The 19055-nt window shown below is 67.9% G+C and carries 16 protein-coding genes; 5 read left to right on the top strand and 11 right to left on the bottom strand.

What is annotated here, in order from left to right:
- Positions 1–38 precede the first annotated feature (38 nt).
- The 9 genes from sfnG to coxB form a co-directional block, all read right to left on the bottom strand.
- Positions 39–1151: a dimethylsulfone monooxygenase SfnG gene (gene sfnG / locus MFF40_RS01430; protein ID WP_147853685.1), complete on the bottom strand. Its 1113-nt coding sequence runs from the start codon at positions 1149–1151 to the stop codon at positions 39–41.
- Positions 1152–1363: 212 nt separating this feature from the next.
- Complete coding sequence (locus tag MFF40_RS01435; RefSeq protein ID WP_147853686.1) at positions 1364–2128, bottom strand: SURF1 family protein; 765 nt, start codon at positions 2126–2128, stop codon at positions 1364–1366.
- A complete protein-coding gene (locus tag MFF40_RS01440) occupies positions 2125–2499 on the bottom strand; it encodes a DUF983 domain-containing protein (RefSeq protein ID WP_147853687.1) in 375 nt (124 codons plus the stop codon). The genes MFF40_RS01435 and MFF40_RS01440 overlap by 4 nt, the downstream gene beginning before the upstream one ends.
- A gap of 149 nt (positions 2500–2648) precedes the next feature.
- Positions 2649–3509 carry a cytochrome c oxidase subunit 3 gene (locus tag MFF40_RS01445; RefSeq protein WP_147853688.1) on the bottom strand — a complete coding sequence of 287 codons (861 nt, stop codon included), beginning with the start codon at positions 3507–3509 and terminating at the stop codon, positions 2649–2651.
- Positions 3510–3650: 141 nt separating this feature from the next.
- On the bottom strand, positions 3651–4259 hold the full coding sequence (locus tag MFF40_RS01450; RefSeq protein ID WP_147853689.1) for a cytochrome c oxidase assembly protein: 609 nt from the start codon (positions 4257–4259) through the stop codon (positions 3651–3653).
- 8 nt (positions 4260–4267) lie between these two features.
- Positions 4268–4432 (bottom strand): cytochrome c oxidase system small membrane protein, encoded by a 165-nt coding sequence (locus tag MFF40_RS01455; protein ID WP_187277643.1) that lies wholly within the window; start codon positions 4430–4432, stop codon positions 4268–4270.
- A gap of 5 nt (positions 4433–4437) precedes the next feature.
- On the bottom strand, positions 4438–5388 hold the full coding sequence (locus MFF40_RS01460) for a heme o synthase (protein WP_238259482.1): 951 nt from the start codon (positions 5386–5388) through the stop codon (positions 4438–4440).
- 202 nt (positions 5389–5590) lie between these two features.
- Positions 5591–7219: a cytochrome c oxidase subunit I gene (gene ctaD, locus MFF40_RS01465; protein ID WP_147853691.1), complete on the bottom strand. Its 1629-nt coding sequence runs from the start codon at positions 7217–7219 to the stop codon at positions 5591–5593.
- 50 nt (positions 7220–7269) lie between these two features.
- The gene (gene coxB, locus MFF40_RS01470) at positions 7270–8109 is read right to left on the bottom strand and encodes a cytochrome c oxidase subunit II (RefSeq protein ID WP_147853692.1); all 840 of its coding nucleotides are present in this window, start codon (positions 8107–8109) and stop codon (positions 7270–7272) included.
- 358 nt (positions 8110–8467) lie between these two features.
- On the opposite strand from coxB, the gene fdhD reads away from it, so the two are divergent.
- Positions 8468–9250, top strand: a complete 783-nt coding sequence (gene fdhD, locus MFF40_RS01475; RefSeq protein ID WP_238259483.1) for a formate dehydrogenase accessory sulfurtransferase FdhD — start codon at positions 8468–8470, stop codon at positions 9248–9250.
- A gap of 6 nt (positions 9251–9256) precedes the next feature.
- Here the strand turns inward: fdhD and MFF40_RS01480 are convergent, their stop codons facing one another.
- Positions 9257–10039 (bottom strand): hypothetical protein, encoded by a 783-nt coding sequence (locus MFF40_RS01480; RefSeq protein WP_238259484.1) that lies wholly within the window; start codon positions 10037–10039, stop codon positions 9257–9259.
- A 614-nt stretch (positions 10040–10653) separates the two neighbouring features.
- On the opposite strand from MFF40_RS01480, the gene gltB reads away from it, so the two are divergent.
- The 4 genes from gltB to MFF40_RS01500 all read left to right on the top strand — a co-directional run bounded on the left by gltB (position 10654) and on the right by MFF40_RS01500 (position 17525).
- Positions 10654–15369 (top strand): glutamate synthase large subunit, encoded by a 4716-nt coding sequence (gltB, locus tag MFF40_RS01485; protein WP_147853830.1) that lies wholly within the window; start codon positions 10654–10656, stop codon positions 15367–15369.
- A gap of 15 nt (positions 15370–15384) precedes the next feature.
- Positions 15385–15621, top strand: coding sequence for an antitoxin (locus tag MFF40_RS01490; RefSeq protein WP_147853831.1), 237 nt, complete (start codon positions 15385–15387; stop codon positions 15619–15621).
- Positions 15622–16023 carry a type II toxin-antitoxin system VapC family toxin gene (locus tag MFF40_RS01495; RefSeq protein WP_147896429.1) on the top strand — a complete coding sequence of 134 codons (402 nt, stop codon included), beginning with the start codon at positions 15622–15624 and terminating at the stop codon, positions 16021–16023.
- Between the two features lie 68 nt (positions 16024–16091).
- Complete coding sequence (locus tag MFF40_RS01500; RefSeq protein ID WP_147896428.1) at positions 16092–17525, top strand: glutamate synthase subunit beta; 1434 nt, start codon at positions 16092–16094, stop codon at positions 17523–17525.
- A 50-nt stretch (positions 17526–17575) separates the two neighbouring features.
- Here MFF40_RS01500 and MFF40_RS01505 read toward each other — a convergent pair whose 3' ends face one another.
- Positions 17576–19006 carry an SGNH/GDSL hydrolase family protein gene (locus tag MFF40_RS01505; RefSeq protein ID WP_147896427.1) on the bottom strand — a complete coding sequence of 477 codons (1431 nt, stop codon included), beginning with the start codon at positions 19004–19006 and terminating at the stop codon, positions 17576–17578.
- Between the last annotated feature and the right edge of the window lie 49 nt (positions 19007–19055).

Genomic DNA, 19055 nt, shown 5'->3' on the forward strand with positions numbered 1-19055 from the left:
ACTCCGAACGGGACGGGGATCTCTCGGGCGGACGGCCATCAGGCCGCCTCGGCGCGCGTCTCGCGGGCAGCTTCGAGCGCGCGGACCCTGGGAATCACATGCGCGCCGAAATACGCGACCTCCTCCTGGAAATGCAGGAAGGCCAGCAGGGCCAGGTCGGCGCCTGCATCCTTCAACGCCAGGATCCGCTCGGCGATCTGGTCCGGTGTGCCGATCAGGTTGGTCTTGAAGCCGTCGTTGTACTGGACGAGGTCGTTGAAATCCGACTTGGCCCAGTTGCCTTCGCCCTCGGGCGAGGCCTTGCCGGCATTCTTCACCTCGTGGCCGAACGCCTTCACGGCGTCCGGATCGGCCTGGTCGATGATCTCCTGGAGGACGGCGCGGGCCTCCTCTTCGGTATCGCGGGCGATCACGAAGGCGTTCACGCCGATGCGCGGGTTGTTGCCGCTCTGGGCTGCCTTCGCGCGGACATCGTCGACCTGAGCGCGGATGTTCTCGGGCGTGTTGCCGTTGGTGAAGTACCAGTCCGAGACGCGGGCCGCCATGTCGCGCGCCGCCCGGGACGAACCGCCCTGGAAGATCTCAGGCAGCGGGTCGGCCGGCTTCGGCTTCAGCGTGTAGTCCGTGTAGCGGTAGAAATCTCCCCGGAAGGTGAAGTTGTCCTGGGTCCAGATCCCCCGGAGGCTGCGGATGAACTCTTCCGAACGCCGGTAGCGCTCGTCGTGGTCGAGCCAGGGCTCGCCGATCGCGCGGAACTCGCCCGAGAACCAGCCCGACACGATGTTGACGGCGATCCGGCCGCCGCTGAGCTGCGAGATGGTGGCGATCTGCTTGGCCGCGAGCGTCGGATGCCACGGGCCGGGCAGCAGCGCGGCGATGACCTTGATCTTCGAGGTGGCGGCCAGCAGGGCGTGGCTGAACGCCACCGATTCGTGCTGATACTCGGCTCCGTAGCCCGCCGTGAAGCGGATCTGGGTCAGGGCGTAATCGAAGCCGGCTTCCTCCGCGATCTGCGCCAAGCGTCGGTTGTAGTCGGCGTCCCAGCTCGTGCGCTGCGGGATCTTGCTGATCACCAGCCCGCCCGAGACGTTGGGCACCCAATAGGCGAAGCGGATCGGATCAGGCGGCGTGTCTTTGAAACGGTCGGTCATGGCGCGCTACCTCTGTCGCGCGGGGACGTTGCCCCGCGGCGTCTTCGAAGGGTCGCGACAAACTGAATACAAGATGCAGGATTGCGCGACCGTTAAGGAACACGCAAAGTATTCCGCCCTGAAGCGGCCGGGTCAAAGGAACGCGATGCCGTTTTAGACCCTCGTCACGCGGCATTCTTCTGCGCCGAATTTGTCAGGCGGCGGGATTATTCTCACGCCGTGCTGGCGACGTCCGAATCGTGCAGGCGACGATAGGCGAACACGCCGAACACACCGATCAGGCAGAGCGCCAGCGCGAACCACGTGAAGGCGTATTGCAGGTGGTTGTTCGGCAGATCGACCTTCAGCTGGCCGCCCCGTGGCCACGTGGTCTGGCCCGGCACCGCGTCAGCCTCGATCAGGTAGGGCGCCGGGTCGGCGACGCCGCGCGCGGCAGCGATGCCGGCGACGTCGCGGGTGAACCATTCGCCCCGCGCCGGGTCCGCTTCCGGCACGAACATCCCGCGCGCCTCGCTGGCCCGGAGGATCCCGGTCACGGTGATCGGACCCTCGATCAGGCCGTCCCGCCGGTCGGCCTGGGCCTTCAACTCCGTGGGCACGAAGCCGCGGTTGATCAGGACGACACCGCCTTCCGCCCGCTGGAACGGCGTGATCACGTAATAACCCTGGAGCGCCCGGCCCGGCGTCTCGCCGGCCGCAAGTCCGTGGACGAGCGCCTCGCGATCGTTGGCGAACCGGCCGGAGACCCGCACGTGGCGGAACTCGTCCCGGCCGGGATCCCAGGCGTCGGGTGCCGGGGGCGCCACCGGTTCCGCTTTCGTCTGCCGGACGATGCGGGCGATCAGCTCTTCCTTCCAGGTCTTGCGCTCGATCTGCCAGATCCCGAGACCCAGCAGGATCGCCAGCGCGATCAGGGAGGCGAGACCGGGCGCGACGAGGTCGCGCCAGGCGGCCGAACGCGGGACGGTGCGGCTCACTGCTCGAAGCGTCCTTGCTCGGCCTTGTTGCTGTACTGGAGGGCGATCAGCATGCCCTTGAGCGGCCGGACCAGGATCAGGCTGAGACCGATCGACAGGCTGCCGGCCACCAGCGCGTGGACCCAGATCGGCGGCTCGTAGGTGATCTCCATCCACAGGGCCAGGCCGACCACCAGAAGGCCGACGATCGACATCACGAAGAAGGCCGGCCCGTCGGCCGAATCGAAGCCCGTGTAGTCGAGCCCGCAGGATTCGCAGGAGGGCCGCAGGGTCAGGTAACCCTTGAACAGGTGGCCTTCGCCGCAGCGGGGGCACCGGCCGCGGAGGCCCGTGGGGACCGGTGGCGGCTGCGGATAGGTTCGTTGGTCCACGTGATCACTCCAGACCGGCCCGGGCGGCCGCATGCGCGCCGCCTCGCAACCATTCCCTCGATATGGGGATCACGCCGAGTCGCACACGAAAAAGGGCGGCCTGAGCCGCCCTTTCACAGACCCGCCATGCGGTGACGGGGTAGCTGCTCTCAGTGCGCGGCGCCGTGGAAGATGCCCGAGCCCCAAACGTAGATCGCGGCGAACAGGAACAGCCACACGACATCGACGAAGTGCCAGTACCAGGCGGCGAACTCGAAGCCGAGGTGCTGGCGCGGCGTGAACTGGCCCGCGTACGTCCGGTACAGGCATACGGCCAGGAAGATCGTGCCGATGATGACGTGGAAGCCGTGGAAGCCGGTCGCCATGTAGAACGTCGACGAGTAGATGCTGCCCGAGAAGCCGAACTCGGCGTGGCTGTACTCGTAGGCCTGGCAGGCCGTGAACAGGACGCCCAGGACGATCGTCAGCCACAGGCCGTACTTGAGACCCTTACGGTCTCCATGCAGGAGGGCATGGTGGGCCCAGGTGACGGTCGTGCCCGAGGTCAGCAGGATCAGGGTGTTCAGCAGCGGCAGGTGCCACGGATCGAACGCCTCGATGCCCTTCGGCGGCCAGACGCCACCCGTGAACTCGACCCGGGAGGCCTGGATCGGGTCGGCGGTGTAGAGGGCCGCCTCGAAGTAGGCCCAGAACCACGCGACGAAGAACATCACCTCGGAGGCGATGAACATCATCATGCCGTAACGGTGGTGGAGCTGGACCACGCGGGTGTGATCGCCGGAATTGGCCTCGTGCACCACGTCCTTCCACCAGGCGAACATGGTGTAGAGCACGCCGAAGGTGCCGGCCCCGAAGATGTACGGCCCCGGGGTGAGGGTGCCGATCTGGAGGCTCTTCATCCAGAACACGGCGCCGAATGCCATCAGGAAGCCCGAGAAGGCGCCGATCAGCGGCCATGGACTCGGGCTTAGAATATGAAAATCGTGATTCTTGGCGTGCGCCTCGGCCATCGTCCCGTCGCTCCTCACCCTGACGCCCCGCGCCGTTCCCGGCATCCGGCCAATCGCTCTTTGGCTGGGCGCCGCATACAGGACCCCCAAGCTTGTCCGCACACTTAGTCGGTGCCGACCTCTGTTGTCACGCGTTCGCGATCAGAAATCGCGTTTCGTGCCCGAAGCCCCCGTGGTCGCGACCGAAGCCGTCACCGGCTGGCCGTTCTTGGAGGCGAAATACGTGTAGGACAGGGTCATCTCGGAGAGATGCGCGGTGTTCGAATCCTCCCGCACCGCCGGGTCGACGTAGAACACCACCGGCACGTCCAGCGTCTCGCCCGGCTGCAAAGTCTGCTCGTTGAAGCAGAAACAGGCGATCTTGACGAAGTAGCTGCCCATCAGGCCGGGCTGGACGTTGAAGGTCGCGACGCCGGTCGATGGCTTGGCTCCGGTGTTCTGCACCCGGAAGAACACCGTCTTGGTCTCGCCCAGCTTCGCCTCGACGGTGTTGGCTTCTGGGGCGAACTTCCACGGCAGGCCCGGCGCGACGTTGGTATCGAAGTGCACCACCATGCTGTCGTCGGTGCGCGCCGCAGACGCGAGGGCCGGGCCCTGGCGCGGCGTGCCGTCGTAGCCGGTCGCCTTGCAGAAGGCGTCGTAGAGCGGCACCGACGCGAAGGCGAGGCCGACCATGCCGACCGCCAGGCCGGCGCACGCGATCGCCGTGCGCTTGGCCCCGCGGATCGGATCGGAATGGGGTTTTGTCATCGTGCCCCTCAGAGCGGACGGCTGAGGATTTGCGGGCCGAGCTTGACGATCGTCAGCACGAAGAACAGCAGGACCCAGGCACCCAGGGCCAACGCGATGGCCACGGAACGCTTCCGGCGGCGCGCCTCCTCGGCGGGCGTGAGCTGGCGATAGGGGACTTCCGGATCCGCCATGGCGATCAGACCGTCACCGGCAGGAACAGGCCGAAGCTCTGTTCGGCGAGCAGCGCGGAGAACAGCGCGAACAGGTACAGGATCGAGAAGCCGAACATGCCCATCGCAGCCCGCTTCTCGGCGTCGCCGGTGCGGTTTCTCAGGACGCGAACGCTGAACGCCAGCATGCCGACGCCGCCGATCACGGCGATCACCGCGTAGAGCAGGCCGCCGAAGCCGAGCGCCACGGGCACGAGGCCGAGCGGGGCCAGGAACACCGAGTACCAGACAATCTGCCGGCGGGTGGAGGCCGGGCCGGCGACGTTGGGCATCATCGGGATGCCGGCGCGGGCGTATTCCTCAGCCTTGATCAGCGCCAGCGCCCAGAAATGCGGCGGCGTCCAGATGAAGATGATCGCGAACAGGACCAGCGACTCGATCCCGACCGAGCCGGAGACGACGGCCTGGCCGATCACCGGCGGCAGGGCGCCCGCGGCGCCCCCGATGACGATGTTCTGCGCGGTCGCCCGCTTCAGCCACATCGAGTAGATCACCGCGTAGAACACGATGGTGAAGGCCAGCAGGCCGGCGGCGAGCCAGTTCGCCGCGAGGCCCAGCACCAGCACCGACGCCACCGACAGGAACAACCCGAAGCCGAGGGCTTCCTCGGACGAGATCCGCCCCGCCGGGATCGGGCGCTGTGCGGTACGGGTCATGACGGCGTCGATGTCGGCATCCCACCACATGTTGAGGCAGCCAGACGCCCCGGCCCCGACCGCGATGGCCAGGAGCGAGATCACGCCGATGGCCGGCGGAACGTGGCCCTGGGAGACGACCATGCCGACCAGCGCGGTGAAGATGACGAGGGCCATCACCCGCGGCTTGAGCAGCGCGAAATAGTCCGGCACGTCGCCGCCGACCGCCGTGAAGGCCGGGGCCGGTGCGTCCGGTCCGATCGTGTTCGTCAGGCTCGTCATCGCGTCTGCCGCTGTTGTGTCGGCGCCCGGCCACGCGCGTCACGGCCGAGTCGTGTTTCGAAATCGATTAGTTCCAAGGGTCAGCGCGAGCGGCACACTCGGCTTGTGCGGATCACCCGTCTTGGTCGCCCTTGCCGGGAAGTCGCCGTCGCGGCTTCCGGGGAAGGGCGAGGGCCGCGGTTGCGGCCCTCGCGGATATTGGTCAGTGCGCGCCCGGCTCGTCGACGATGCGCGGCAGCGTCTCGAACTGGTGGAACGGCGGCGGGGAGGGGAGCGTCCACTCGAGGGTGGTGGCACCTTCGCCCCACGGGTTGTCGGCGGCCCGCTCCTTCGAGCGGAAGGCCAGCACGACGCCGATCACGAAGACGAACATGCTGAGGCCGAAGATGTGGCCGCCGTAGGTGGAGACCTTGTGCCAGCCCGCGAAGGCATCCGGGTAGTCGGCGTAACGCCGCGGCATGCCGGCGAGGCCGAGGAAGTGCATCGGGAAGAACAGGACGTTCGCGCCGATGAAGGCCAGCCAGAAGTGCAGCTTGCCAGCCCATTCAGGGATGATGTGGCCGGTCATCTTCGGGAACCAGTAGTAGACACCGGCGAAGATGATGAACACCGCGCCGAGCGACAGCACGTAGTGGAAGTGGGCGACGACGTAGTAGGTGTCGTGCAGGTACTTATCGACTGCAGAGTTGGCGAGTACGACGCCGGTGACGCCGCCGACGGTGAACAGGAAGATGAAGCCCACGGCCCAGTGCATGGCGGCGGTGAAGCGGATGGAGCCGCCCCACATGGTGGCGATCCAGGAGAAGATCTTCACGCCCGTAGGCACCGCGATCACCATCGTGGCGAACACGAAGTAGGACTGCGTCTGCAGCGACAGGCCGACCGTGTACATGTGGTGGGCCCACACGACGAAGCCGACGACGCCGATCGCGACCATGGCGTAGGCCATCGCGAGGTAGCCGAAGACCGGCTTGCGCGAGAACGTGGCGATGATGTGCGAGACGATGCCGAAGGCCGGCAGGATCATGATGTAGACTTCGGGGTGACCGAAGAACCAGAACAGGTGCTGGTACAGGATCGGGTCGCCGCCGCCGGCCGGATCGAAGAAGGTCGTCCCGAAGTTGCGGTCGGTCAGCAACATCGTGACGGCGCCCGCGAGCACCGGCAGCGACAGCAGCAGCAGGAAGGCGGTGACCAGCTCAGCCCAGGCGAACAGCGGCATCTTGTGCAGCGTCATGCCGGGGGCGCGCATGTTCAGGATGGTGGTGATGAAATTGATCGCCCCCAGGATCGAGCCGGTGCCGGAGAGGTGCAGGGCGAAGATCGCGAAGTCGACGGCCGGGCCGGGATGGCCGGCGGTGGAGAGCGGCGGATAGACGGTCCAACCGGTGCCGGCGCCGGACGCCCCGGGGGCGCCCTCAACGAACAGCGAGCACAGCAGGGAGCAGAAGCCCGCCACCGTCAGCCAGAACGAGATGTTGTTCATGCGCGGGAACGCCATGTCGGGCGCGCCGATCATGAGGGGCACGAACCAGTTGCCGAAGCCGCCGATCAGCGCCGGCATCACCATGAAGAACACCATGATGAGGCCGTGACCGGTGACGAACACGTTGTACGTCGCCGGGTTGGAGAAGAACTGCAGCCCCGGCTGCTCCATCTCCATTCGGATACCGAAGGAGAGGAAGGCGCCGATCATGCCGGCGCAGAAGGCGAAGAGCAGGTAGAGGGTGCCGATGTCCTTGTGGTTCGTCGACAGGAACCAGCGGGCGAAAAACGACGGTTTATGGTCGTGGACCTCGTGGGCCTCGGCATGGGCTGCGGCTGTAGCCATGGATTCGGGTGCCTTGTGGATCTGACGGGTTCTATTCGGTCAACCGGACTTCAGCGGGCTTCGGCGAAGCTCGTTCCGTTGTCGATGCGCGCGTACTTGGTCTTCGCTTCCTTCAGCCAGTCGGCATAGGCCTGCTCGCTGACGACGCGGACGACGATCGGCATGTAGGCGTGACGCTGGCCGCACAGCTCCGAGCACTGGCCGTGGAAGGTGCCTTCCTTGTCGGCCCGGAACCACATCTGGTTCAGGCGGCCCGGCACGGCGTCGATCTTGAAACCGAAGGCCGGCATCGCCCAGGAATGCAGCACGTCCGCCGCCGTGACCTGGATCTTCACGATCTTGCCCAGCGGCACGACCATCTCGTTGTCGGTCTGGAGCAGGCGGGGCTGCTTGTCCTCGTCGATGTTGGCATCGAACGTGAAACCGCCGCCGGTCTCGGTCTGCGGGTACTCGTAGGACCAGTACCAGGCATGACCGATGACCTTGACGATCATGTCGGCCTTCGGATCCGCCAGCTGCGTCCGCAGCAGGCGGAACGACGGGATCGCCACGGCGACCAGGATCAGCACCGGAACGATGGTCCAGGCAATCTCGATCGCGGTGTTGTGGGTGGTGCGCGAGGGGGTCGGGTTGGTCTTCTCGTTGAAGCGGAAGACGCACCAGAGGATCAGTCCCAGCACGAAGACCGAGATCACCAGCGAGAGCCAGTGCAGGCCGATCTCGAAGCTGAGGATGTCGCGCGCGTTCTCGGTGACCGGGATCTGCCGGCTCATCTCCCACGGCACCGGCTGACCGAATCCGGCGGCGAGCGCCCCGGATGTCGAGGCGAGCAGGGCGCCGAGGGCGGCGAGGCTCAAGGGTGATCGGGTGATCGTCCGCACCGTCCGCATCTGCCTCTCGTTGCTCCCCTGCGATTTGATTTCCCGTCGGACTTTCCCGTCTTGAATGAGCGCGGGATGGTGCCGACGTGACGGACTGCCAGTTGTGTTACCCGGCATGTATCCGATCGCGGCTTCAGACCACAAGGACGTTCCAGGTGCAACCGCACAAGCGTCGCAGAGGGTGGTTTCCGACTGATTCGGGCGGTTTCCCGGGCACGCGACACCGGTCTTTCGCCGCCGCCGATTCGCTATCGCCGCTGCGTATCCGGCGCGATCGCGGCACCGGAGCGGTCTTTCGGAGCAATGGATGTTGACGGCACAACGGGATGTCTCAGCGGAGTTTCCGGCCAGCACGGTCCCGGCTCCGATGCAAGTCGTGGCCTATGCCGATGGCGCGCCTCGGGCGGGGACGCGGGTGCTCGCCGTCGAGACGCCGGTCAACCTGGTCTACGGCAGCGTGCCGCATGCCGTCATGATGGCGACGCCGGCCGACCTGGAGGATTTCGCCTACGGCTTCAGCCTGACGGAAGGGATCATCGAATCCGCCGACGAGATTCGTGCCACGCGGGTGGAGGTCGGCCCGGACGGGCTGCGTCTCCACGTCGAGCTGGCCCCCGGTCGCCTGCGGGAGCACCTTGCGCGTAAGCGCGCCATCAGCGGGCGGACTGGCTGTGGTGTCTGCGGCATCGAGGATCTGGCGGAGCTGCCGCGCGCCGACATGCGGGGCGCTCCCGACGTCCAGGTCTCGCTCCCGGCGATCGCCCGGGCGCTGGCCGGGCTCGACGCCGCGCAGGTGCTGGGTGCCGAGACCCGCGCCGTGCACGCGGCAGCATGGGCTCGGCTCGACGGCACCCTGGCGTCCGTCCGGGAGGATGTCGGCCGCCATAACGCCCTGGACAAGCTGATCGGCGCGGCCATGCGGGCCGGCACCGATCCGTCCGACGGTTTCCTGGTGATCACCAGTCGGTGTTCGTTCGAGATGGTCGAGAAGGCCGCGCGTCTCGGCGCCGCCGTGATCGTGGCGATCTCGGCGCCGACGTCGCTGGCGCTGGAACGCGCCCGGGCGCACGGGATCACGCTCTGCGCCATCGCCCGTTCGGACACGCTGACCGTCTTTACCGGCGCGCAGCGGCTGAGCGCGACAGAATAGCCAGCGCTACTGGGCGCCGCCGGGCTCTTTCTCGGAGGCGCCGGGGACGATCGTGGCACCGCCGATGATTCGCACCGGTTTCTTGTCCGGCGGCGGATCCTTCCAATCGGATGCCGGGGGCTTGGCCGCCTCGGCGACCGTGCCCGCTGCGGGCTTCGCGGGTGCCGCCTGGACCGGACTGACCGAAGGCGCCTTCTCGATGGCCGCGGACTTCGTCTCAGGCACAGGATCCGCCCTGGATGCCTCCGCGGGGGCGGCCTTCGGGGCAGGCGCCTCCGGAACGTTGCGAAGCGCCGGCTTCAACTCCGGCTGGCGCCCCGGCGCCGGGGCGCGGGCGACCTTGCGGGGCGCCTCGGGCCGCGCCCGGCCATCCGGGTTCAGGCCATCGGGATTGAGATCGGGACGCAGAGCCTCGGGGCTCGCGCGGCGCGCCGGACGCGCAGCCGGAGCCGGGACGCCATCCGGCATCCCCGGCCTCAGGAGACGCTGCGGTGCAGCATCCTCCTCGGTCCATCCGAAGCCGGCGCCCGGCCGCTCCAACCGGGCATAGCTCTCGGGCGCGCCGATACGCTGGCGTCCGACGATCGCGCCCGCGGCCGGATCAACGAAAAGACGCATCGGGACACCCGTCGGGCTCACGGCGTCGACGACGTAGACGCGCCCGTCGAATCGCGGACGGCTCACGCCGCTGAAGCCGCGATCGGCCAGGCGCCATGCGATCACCCGCGGCGGCAGGATCTCGTCCTCGAAGGCGAATTGCGCGCGGGCGCCCTGAGAGAGGCCCAGCATCATTCCGCCGGACAGAAGGGCTGCGCTGAGAACCCGCCGCGCTGCGCGGCGAGCCGTTCCGTTCTCGATCATCACTCTGATGCGTTCCCGTCCTGGAGACCCGGCAGAGTATCCGGTTCCGGCATGGTCCGGGCCGGTTTGCCCAGACCTCGACCATGCCGGCGAGGTCGTTGCCCCGCATGCCGCTTGTGCTCGGCACTGCTCGTAGACCGCGTGATTCGGGCGAGATTGCGGAAGCGATTGATGAACGGCGGTTTAAGCGCAGTCGCGGATGCCGCGCCCGCATGCACGCGCGATCCCTTGCTGAAACGGTTTCAATCTGCCAATTTCGCGACTTAGGACAGCAGAACTGTCCCATTGGCCGCGCATGCCGGCCGTCGCCGTCCCGCGCGCCAGCGGGGAATTCGGCCGGCGGTCTCGAGCGCGCCAGCACGCCGCTCCTGGAGCGGTCCGGGTTTTCGATGAACGAAGGTCGACGGGCACGTCCTCGCGGGGACCGACCGGATCGCCTGCGGCATCGGGTCGGGACGCCGCACGGCTGCGGCTCGCGGGCATGAAACATGCTCGCGGGTCCACTGGCGGCGGAGGGGATCGAGGGAAGGACGAGACGAAGCATGGCACAGCGCGGACCCGCCGAAGAGTTTGCTGCTTCCGAGTTCCAGGCTTCCGCCCCGCGCGGCGGCGCGGTGCCGCTCACGGTGCGTGATCCCGCTCTGCCCAAAGCCCAGGGCGCCTACGATCCGGCCAACGAGCGTGATGCCTGCGGCGTCGGCTTCATCGCCGACATGCACGATCGCCGGACCCACGCCATCGTTCAGCAAGGCCTGAAGATCCTCGAGAATCTCGACCATCGCGGTGCGGTGGGTGCCGACCCCAAGATGGGCGACGGCTGCGGTATCCTCACGCAGATCCCACACGGCTTCTTCGCGGACGAGTGCTCGCGCCTCGGCTTCGAGCTGCCGCCCGCCGGGCAGTACGCCATCGGCCAGTTCTTCCTGCCCAAGGCCGAGGAGCCCCGGGCGATCATCGAGGGAATCATCGAGGCGGCCCTGGCCGACGAGGGCCTGCCGCTCCTCGGCTGGCGCGATGTGCCGGTCGATCCCGAGGATCTGGGCGTCGCCGTGAAGGCCACCGAGCCGCATCACCGCCAGGTGTTCATCGGCCGGCCGGGCTCCGTCTCGGACCAGGACACGTTCGAGCGGCGGGTCTTCGTCGCCCGCAAGGTGATCTCCAACAAGGTCTACGCCCTCGACGACCCGCGGGTGAAGGAGTTCTACCCGGTCTCCGTCTCGACCCGGACCATCGTCTACAAGGGCATGGTTCTGGTCACCCAGATCGGCGACTACTTCCTCGACCTGAAGGACGAGCGCTTCGTTTCGGCGATCGCCCTGGTCCACCAGCGCTTTGCCACCAATACCTTCCCGACCTGGCGCCTGTCGCACCCCTACCGGATGGTCGCCCATAACGGCGAGATCAACACGCTGCGCGGCAACGTCAACTGGATGGCGGCCCGGCAGGCGAGCGTCGATTCGGACCTGTTCGGCAACGACATCTCGAAGCTCTGGCCGATCTCCTATGAGGGCCAGTCCGATACCGCGTGCTTCGACAACGCCCTCGAGTTCCTCGTGCAGGGCGGCTACCCGCTCGCCCACGCCATGATGATGCTGATCCCGGAGGCCTGGGCCGGCAACCCGTTGATGAGCGAGGAGCGGCGCGCCTTCTACGAGTACCACGCCGCCCTGATGGAGCCGTGGGACGGCCCCGCGGCCGTGGCCTTCACGGATGGCCGCCAGATCGGCGCCACCCTCGACCGCAACGGCCTGCGCCCGGCCCGCTACATCGTCACCGATGACGGGCTGGTCGTGCTCGCCTCGGAGATGGGCACGCTGCCGATCCCCGACGAGAAGATCGTCCAGTCCTGGCGCCTGCAGCCCGGCCGGATGCTGCTGATCGACTTGGCAAAGGGCCGGATCGTCTCCGACGAGGAGATCAAGGGCGAGCTTGCCGCCGCGCATCCCTACGCCGACTGGGTCAAGAACACCCAGATCGTGCTGGAAGACCTCAAGCCCGTCGTGGCGCGGGAGACGCGCTCCGACGTGAGCCTGCTCGATCGCCAGCAGGCCTTCGGCTACACCCAGGAAGACCTCAAGCTGCTGATGCAGCCCATGGCCGTCACCGGCCAGGAGGCGGTCGGCTCGATGGGGACGGACACGCCGCTCTCGGCGCTCTCCGAGAAATCGAAGCTGCTCTATACCTACTTCAAGCAGAATTTCGCGCAGGTCACCAACCCGCCGATCGACCCGATCCGAGAGGAGGCGGTGATGAGCCTCGTCTCGTTCATCGGGCCGCGGCCGAACCTGCTCGACATGGAGGGCGCATCCCGGCGCAAGCGCCTGGAGGTCCGCCAGCCGATCCTCACCAACGGCGACCTGGAGAAGATCCGCTCGATCGGCCATTTCGAGGACCGGTTCGACACCAAGACCCTGGACATGACCTACCCGGCCGAGATGGGCGCGCAGGCCATGGACGGGGCGCTCGACCGCCTCTGCGACCGGGCCGAGGCGGCGGTGCGCGGCGGCTACAACATCATCGTGCTGACCGACCGTGCGGTGGGTCCGGACCGGGTCCCGATCCCGGCCCTGCTGGCGACCGCGTCGGTGCACAACTACCTGATCCGCAAGGGGCTGCGCACCTCGGTCGGCCTCGTGGTCGAATCGGGCGAGCCGCGCGAGGTGCACCACTTCGCGTGCCTGGCCGGCTATGGCGCGGAGGCGATCAATCCCTATCTCGCCTTCGAAACGCTGCTGGCGATGAAAGACGAGTTCCCGCCGGACCTCACCGACGACGAGATCATCTACCGCTACATCAAGGCGATCGATAAGGGCCTGCTCAAGGTGATGTCCAAGATGGGCATCTCGACCTACCAGTCCTATTGCGGCGCGCAGATCTTCGATGCGATCGGCTTGAACTCGACCTTCGTCAGCCGCGACTTCTTCGGCACGGCCACGACCATCGAGGGCGTCGGCATGGCCGAGGTCGCAGAGGAGACCGTCAGCCGTCACCGCGACGCCTTCGGCGACGCCCCGATCTACCGCGACGCCCTCGATGTCGGCGGCGAGTACGCCTACCGGCTGCGCGGCGAGGCTCACACCTGGACGCCCGACACGATCGCGACGCTCCAGCACGCGGTGCGCCTCAACGTGCCCGAGCGCTACCGCGAATACGCCGCGCTGGTGAATCGGCAGGAGAACCAGCTCAAGACCCTGCGCGGTCTGTTCCGCCTCCGGAGCGCAACCGAACTCGGCCGCCAGCCGGTGCCGGTTGATTCGGTCGAGCCGGCCTCCGAGATCGTCAAGCGCTTCGCCACCGGGGCGATGTCGTACGGGTCCATCTCGAAGGAAGCGCATGAGACGCTCGCCATCGCGCTGAATTCCTTCGGCGGTCGTTCGAACTCGGGCGAGGGCGGCGAAGAGGTCGAGCGGTTCAAGCCGCTGCCGGACGGGCGCTCGCGCCGGTCGGCGATCAAGCAGGTCGCCTCGGGCCGGTTCGGCGTCACGACGGAATACCTCGTGAATGCCGACATGATGCAGATCAAGGTCGCGCAGGGTGCCAAGCCCGGCGAGGGCGGCCAGCTGCCCGGCCACAAGGTCGACGCCAAGATCGCCAAGGTCCGCTACGCCACCCCGGGCGTCGGCCTGATCTCGCCGCCGCCGCACCACGACATCTACTCGATCGAGGATCTGGCCCAGCTGATCTTCGACCTGAAGAACGTGAACCCGTCGGCGGACGTGTCGGTGAAGCTCGTATCCGAGGTCGGCGTCGGCACCGTGGCGGCCGGCGTCGCCAAGGCGCGGGCCGACCACATCACCATCTCGGGCTATGACGGCGGCACCGGCGCAGCGCCGCTGACCTCGCTCAAGCACGCGGGCGGACCGTGGGAGACCGGTCTCGCCGAGACCCAGCAGACGCTGGTGCTCAACGGCCTGCGCGGCCGCGTCGCCCTCCAGGCCGACGGTGGCATCCGCACCGGTCGCGACGTGGTCATCGCGGCCCTGCTCGGCGCCGACCAGATGGGCTTCTCGACCGCGCCCCTGATCGCGGCTGGCTGCATCATGATGCGCAAGTGCCACCTCAACACCTGCCCGGTGGGTGTCGCCACGCAGGATCCGGTGCTGCGCAAGCGCTTCAAGGGCACGCCCGAGCACGTGGTGAACTACTTCTTCTTCGTGGCCGAGGAGGTGCGGGAGATCCTGGCCTCCCTCGGCTTCACCAAGTTGGAAGAGCTGGTCGGGCGTTCCGACGTGCTCGACAAGGTCGAGGCCATCGCCCACTGGAAGGCGCGCGGGCTCGATTTCACCAAGCTGTTCCATCGCCCCAAGGTGGCGGAGGGCATCGCCATCCGGCACGTGGAGAAGCAGCACCACCCAATCGACACGGTCCTCGACCGGCGCCTGATCGAGGCTGCCCGGCACGCCGTCGAGACCGGCGAGCCGGTGGTCGTCACCGACGTGATCCGGAACTCGGACCGGGCCGCGGGCGCGATGCTGTCCGGCATGGTCGCCAAGGCGCACGGTCACGAGGGCTTGCCGGACGACACCATCGTGGTGAAGCTGGCGGGCACCGCGGGCCAGAGCTTCGGCGCCTGGGTCGCGGCCGGCGTCACCATCGAGCTGACCGGCCACGGCAACGATTATGTCGGCAAGGGCCTCTCGGGCGGCAAGCTGATCATCCGGCCGAGCGACGCGCTGCGGTCGCCGCCCGACCGGACCATCATGGTCGGCAACACCGTGCTGTACGGGGCGATCGCCGGCGAGTGCTACATCCGCGGCTCCGCGGGCGAGCGCTTCGCGGTCCGCAATTCCGGCGCGATCACGGTGGTCGAAGGCATGGGCGACCATGGCTGCGAGTACATGACCGGCGGAGTCGTGGTCTCGATCGGCGAGACCGGGCGCAACTTCGCGGCCGGCATGTCGGGCGGCATCGCCTACGTGCTGGACGAGGACGGCTCGTTCTCGGCCCGCTGCAACCTGTCGATGGTCGATCTCGAGCCCGTCGAGGAGGAAGATGACCTGATGCGCCGCTTCCACCAGGACGGCGATCTCGAGACCAAGGGGCGCGTCGACATCCTGGCCGACATGTCCGGCCACGACGAGGAGCGCCTCAGCCAGCTCATCACCAACCATCTCAAATATACGGGCAGCCCGCGGGCCAAGCAGATTCTCGACGATTGGGCGAGCTTCCGCACCAAGTTCGTCAAGGTGATGCCGGTGGAATACCGCCGCGCGCTGCGCGAGATGGAGATGGCGCGGATGCCGGTGGCAGCGGAGTAGGGATTGGGGGCGACGATGGGCGAACCGGTAGTACGGGTCCGCTTGGTCCGGACTCAGGACGGTCAGCGGCTCGAAATCCCGCCCGGCTTCATGCTGGGCGGTGATGAGGTGCTACTCCGTCAGGATGGCGCCAAACTCGTCCTTGAGCCGGTGGCCCGCCCATCCCTTCTCGGTCTCCTCGACAGCCTTGAAGATCTCGACGAGGATTGGCCGGCAATCACGGACGCGCCACCCGAAGACGTACGGTTGTGAATGCGCTACCTGCTCGACACCAATATCCATTCGGCGCTGATCCGGGCGCCGCGGGGAGCGGTAGCGGAGCAGGTGCGGCGGATCGGAGAAGCCGGGATCTACACGAGCGTCGTGGTGGCGGCGGAACTTCGGTACGGTGCCACGCGAAAGGGTTCGGAGCGGCTGACACGACAGGTCGAGGCGGTGCTCCAAGCGTTCTCGATCGAGTCTTGGCGGCTGCCGTACGACGCGATCTATGCGGATCTCCGTCTCGGGCTTGAGCGGGCCGGGACACCGATCGGGGCCAACGACCTGCTCATCGCAACTCAGGCGCTCGCCGATGGGAGCGTGCTGGTCACGGACAACACGCGGGAATTCGCGCGGATCGGCGGTTTGACAATCGAGAACTGGCTTCGGCCATGACCGATCGCCATCCCGCTCGAGCGCAAGATGACCCGGCAAAAGACATAGCGTCGCGATTGGACTGATCGATGGGCAAGATCACGGGTTTCCTCGAGTTCGACCGGCAGGAGCAGAAGTACCAGCTCGCGGCCGATCGCGTGCGGCACTTCCGCGAGTTCACGCTGCCGCTCGACGAGCACGACCTGACCAAACAGGCCGCGCGCTGCATGGATTGCGGCATCCCGTTCTGCCACGGCCCGACCGGCTGCCCGGTCCACAACCAGATTCCGGATTGGAACGACCTCGTGTTCCAGTCGGATTGGGAGGAGGCGTCGCGCAACCTCCACTCCACCAACAACTTCCCGGAGTTCACCGGCCGCGTCTGCCCGGCGCCCTGCGAGGAGGCGTGCACGCTCAACCTCGAGAATCAGCCGGTGGCGATCAAGACGATCGAGCAGGCGATCGCCGACCGCGCGTGGAACATGGGCTGGATCAAGCCCGAGCCGGCATCGATGCGCACGGGCAAGCGCGTGGCCGTCGTCGGCTCCGGCCCGGCCGGCCTCGCGGCGGCCCAGCAGCTCGCCCGGGTCGGGCATGACGTGCACGTGTTCGAGCGCGAGCCGAAGGCCGGCGGCCTGCTCCGCTACGGCATTCCCGACTTCAAGATGGAGAAGCGCCACATCGATCGCCGAGTCCGGCAGATGGAGGGTGAGGGCGTCGTCTTCCACTACAACCAGAACGTCGGCGTGACCAAGCCGGTCGACGAACTGAAGGCCGAGTTCGATGCGGTGATGTTCTGCGGCGGCGCGGAGGATCCCCGCAACCCGCAGCTGCCCGGGCAGGAACTCGAAGGCGTCCACTACGCCATGCCCTACCTGATCCAGTCGAACCGGCGCGTGGCCGCGGAGCCGATGCGCGGCAACGGCGAAGCCCCGATCCTGGCCTCGGGCAAGAACGTCGTGGTGATCGGCGGTGGCGACACCGCCTCCGACTGCGTGGGCACCGCGTTCCGTCAGGGCGCGCTGTCGGTGACGCAGCTCGACATCCGGCCCCGCCCCCCCGAGCGCGAGGACAAGCTGACGGTATGGCCGTACTGGCCGACCAAGATGCGGACGTCGTCCAGCCAGGCGGAGGGCGCCGAGCGCGAGTTCCAGGCGGCGACGCTGCGGCTCGACGGCAACAAGAAAGGCCGGCTGACCGGCGTGGTCTGCGCCCGGGTCGACGCCAAGCGGCAGCCGATCCCCGGGACCGAGTTCATCCTACCGGCCGACCTCGTCTTCATGGCGATCGGTTTTGCCGGCTCGGTGCAGAAGGGCCTGCTCGACCAGTCCGGCATCAGCGTCAGCAAGCGCGGGAACGTCGAGGCGAACGAAGAGGATTACCGGACCTCGGATCCGAAGATCTGGAGCGCCGGCGACATGCGCCGGGGCCAGTCCCTGGTGGTCTGGGCGATCCGAGAGGGCCGTCAGGCGGCGCGTGCCATCGACGAGGCCCTGATGGGTGCGAGCGTCCTGCCGCGTTAAGGAAGGATCGGTCCCGGCGCGCGGTACGAACCCCGCGCCGGGCTCATTGCTCAGCCGGGGGGCCAGCGGAAGTCGTCGGCGCGGCCGGGCTGGGGCATCGGCGCGTTGCCGCGGACTAATGTCCGCTCCACGGTGCCGAGGTTGTCGGAATCGCGCGGACGGCCGGTCAGCAGCGTCCCGCCGGGAGAGACCTCGGTACGCCCGAGGGGCACGACCGGCCCGGCTGCGGGCTTGACCGGCAGAGCCGGGACGCCCGGAGGTTCCGGCAGGCTCGGCAGCATCGCTGTGATCTGCCGATCGATCGCCGCGGTGTCGGTGGGCTGCCCGGATCCGTCGAGGCTCGGACCGGGCGTCACGCTCGGCGCCCCCGGTGCGACGGTCGCGGTGGGCGGCGGATCGGTCAGCGCCGGCGCGGCCGTACCCATCAGGCGCTTCAACTCGACATCGGCGAAATGCGCCAGCTTGCGGTCGCCCGCCTTGGTGAAGTGCACGCCGTCGGCGGTCCGCAGCTTGGCGATCTGCCCCTCCGGATCGGGGCCAGAGGACGCGTAGCGGTCTCGGTCGTCGACGAAGCCGGGCCAGATGTCGACATAGGTCGCACCGGCCTTCGTCACGGTGTCCCGGACGATGTCGTTGAGGCTCGCGAGATCCCGGCTCAGGCTCTCGCTCTGCACCGGCGGAAGCCCGACCCAGACCAGCGGCACCTTGTGGTCGGCGAAGACCTTCACGAGGGCCTCGACCCGGGCGCGGTACAGGGCCTTCCAGCGATCGGTCAGCGGATCGACGGTCTCGTCACCCTCGCGGATCGGCTGGCGATCGTTGGCGCCCAGCATGACCAGCGCGTAGCGGACCTTGGAATTGGTGCGCAGGTAGTCTTCCGCGCTCTTGGGCCAATCGACCACGTCCTTGCGCACAAGCCCGCTGTCGCCCTTCGCCCGATCGACGACTGCGATGTCCGCATTGTCCTCGAAGACGTCGTCCAGGCCGTGGGCGAGGTGGTCGGCCAGCGAATCGCCGAACACGGCGATCTGGACGTTCGGTGCGGTCTTCGCGATGGTGGGTTTCGGCGGCACCGGCGCCCGGGCGGGCCGTTCCCGGCGCTTGACGGCCGGCGAGGGTCGCTGCGCGTCCGCGTTTCCGATCGTGCTGCGCGGGCGCGGCGCCCGATAGGTGCGCTCCGGCGGCGGAGCGACCGGCTGGGGCCGGTCCTCCCACGGCCAGTAGAACTGCCGCGGTGCTTCCTGGGGCGGAGCGTAGCGGGGCTGGCGGGCGGTGGAGCCGTCGTCGCGATAGTAGGCATCGCGCGGGCGCCGCCGCGGCGGGGCTTCGTAATAGGCGCCGCCCTCGGGCCGCTGATAGCTGTCGCCCCATTGCGCCTGGGCGGACGTGCCGCCAACCAGGGACAGGCCCGCTTGGCTCAGCAGGACGGCGAGTCCGAGGATGGCCGGACGCGCCGTACGACGCCAGACTGCGACTCCCATGCAGATCCCGCACCTTGAAGGCGACCGAAACACCGGTCGGTAGGCGGCA

This window comes from Methylobacterium mesophilicum, from assembly GCF_022179445.1.
In the GTDB taxonomy this organism is placed as follows: Bacteria; Pseudomonadota; Alphaproteobacteria; order Rhizobiales; family Beijerinckiaceae; genus Methylobacterium; species Methylobacterium mesophilicum.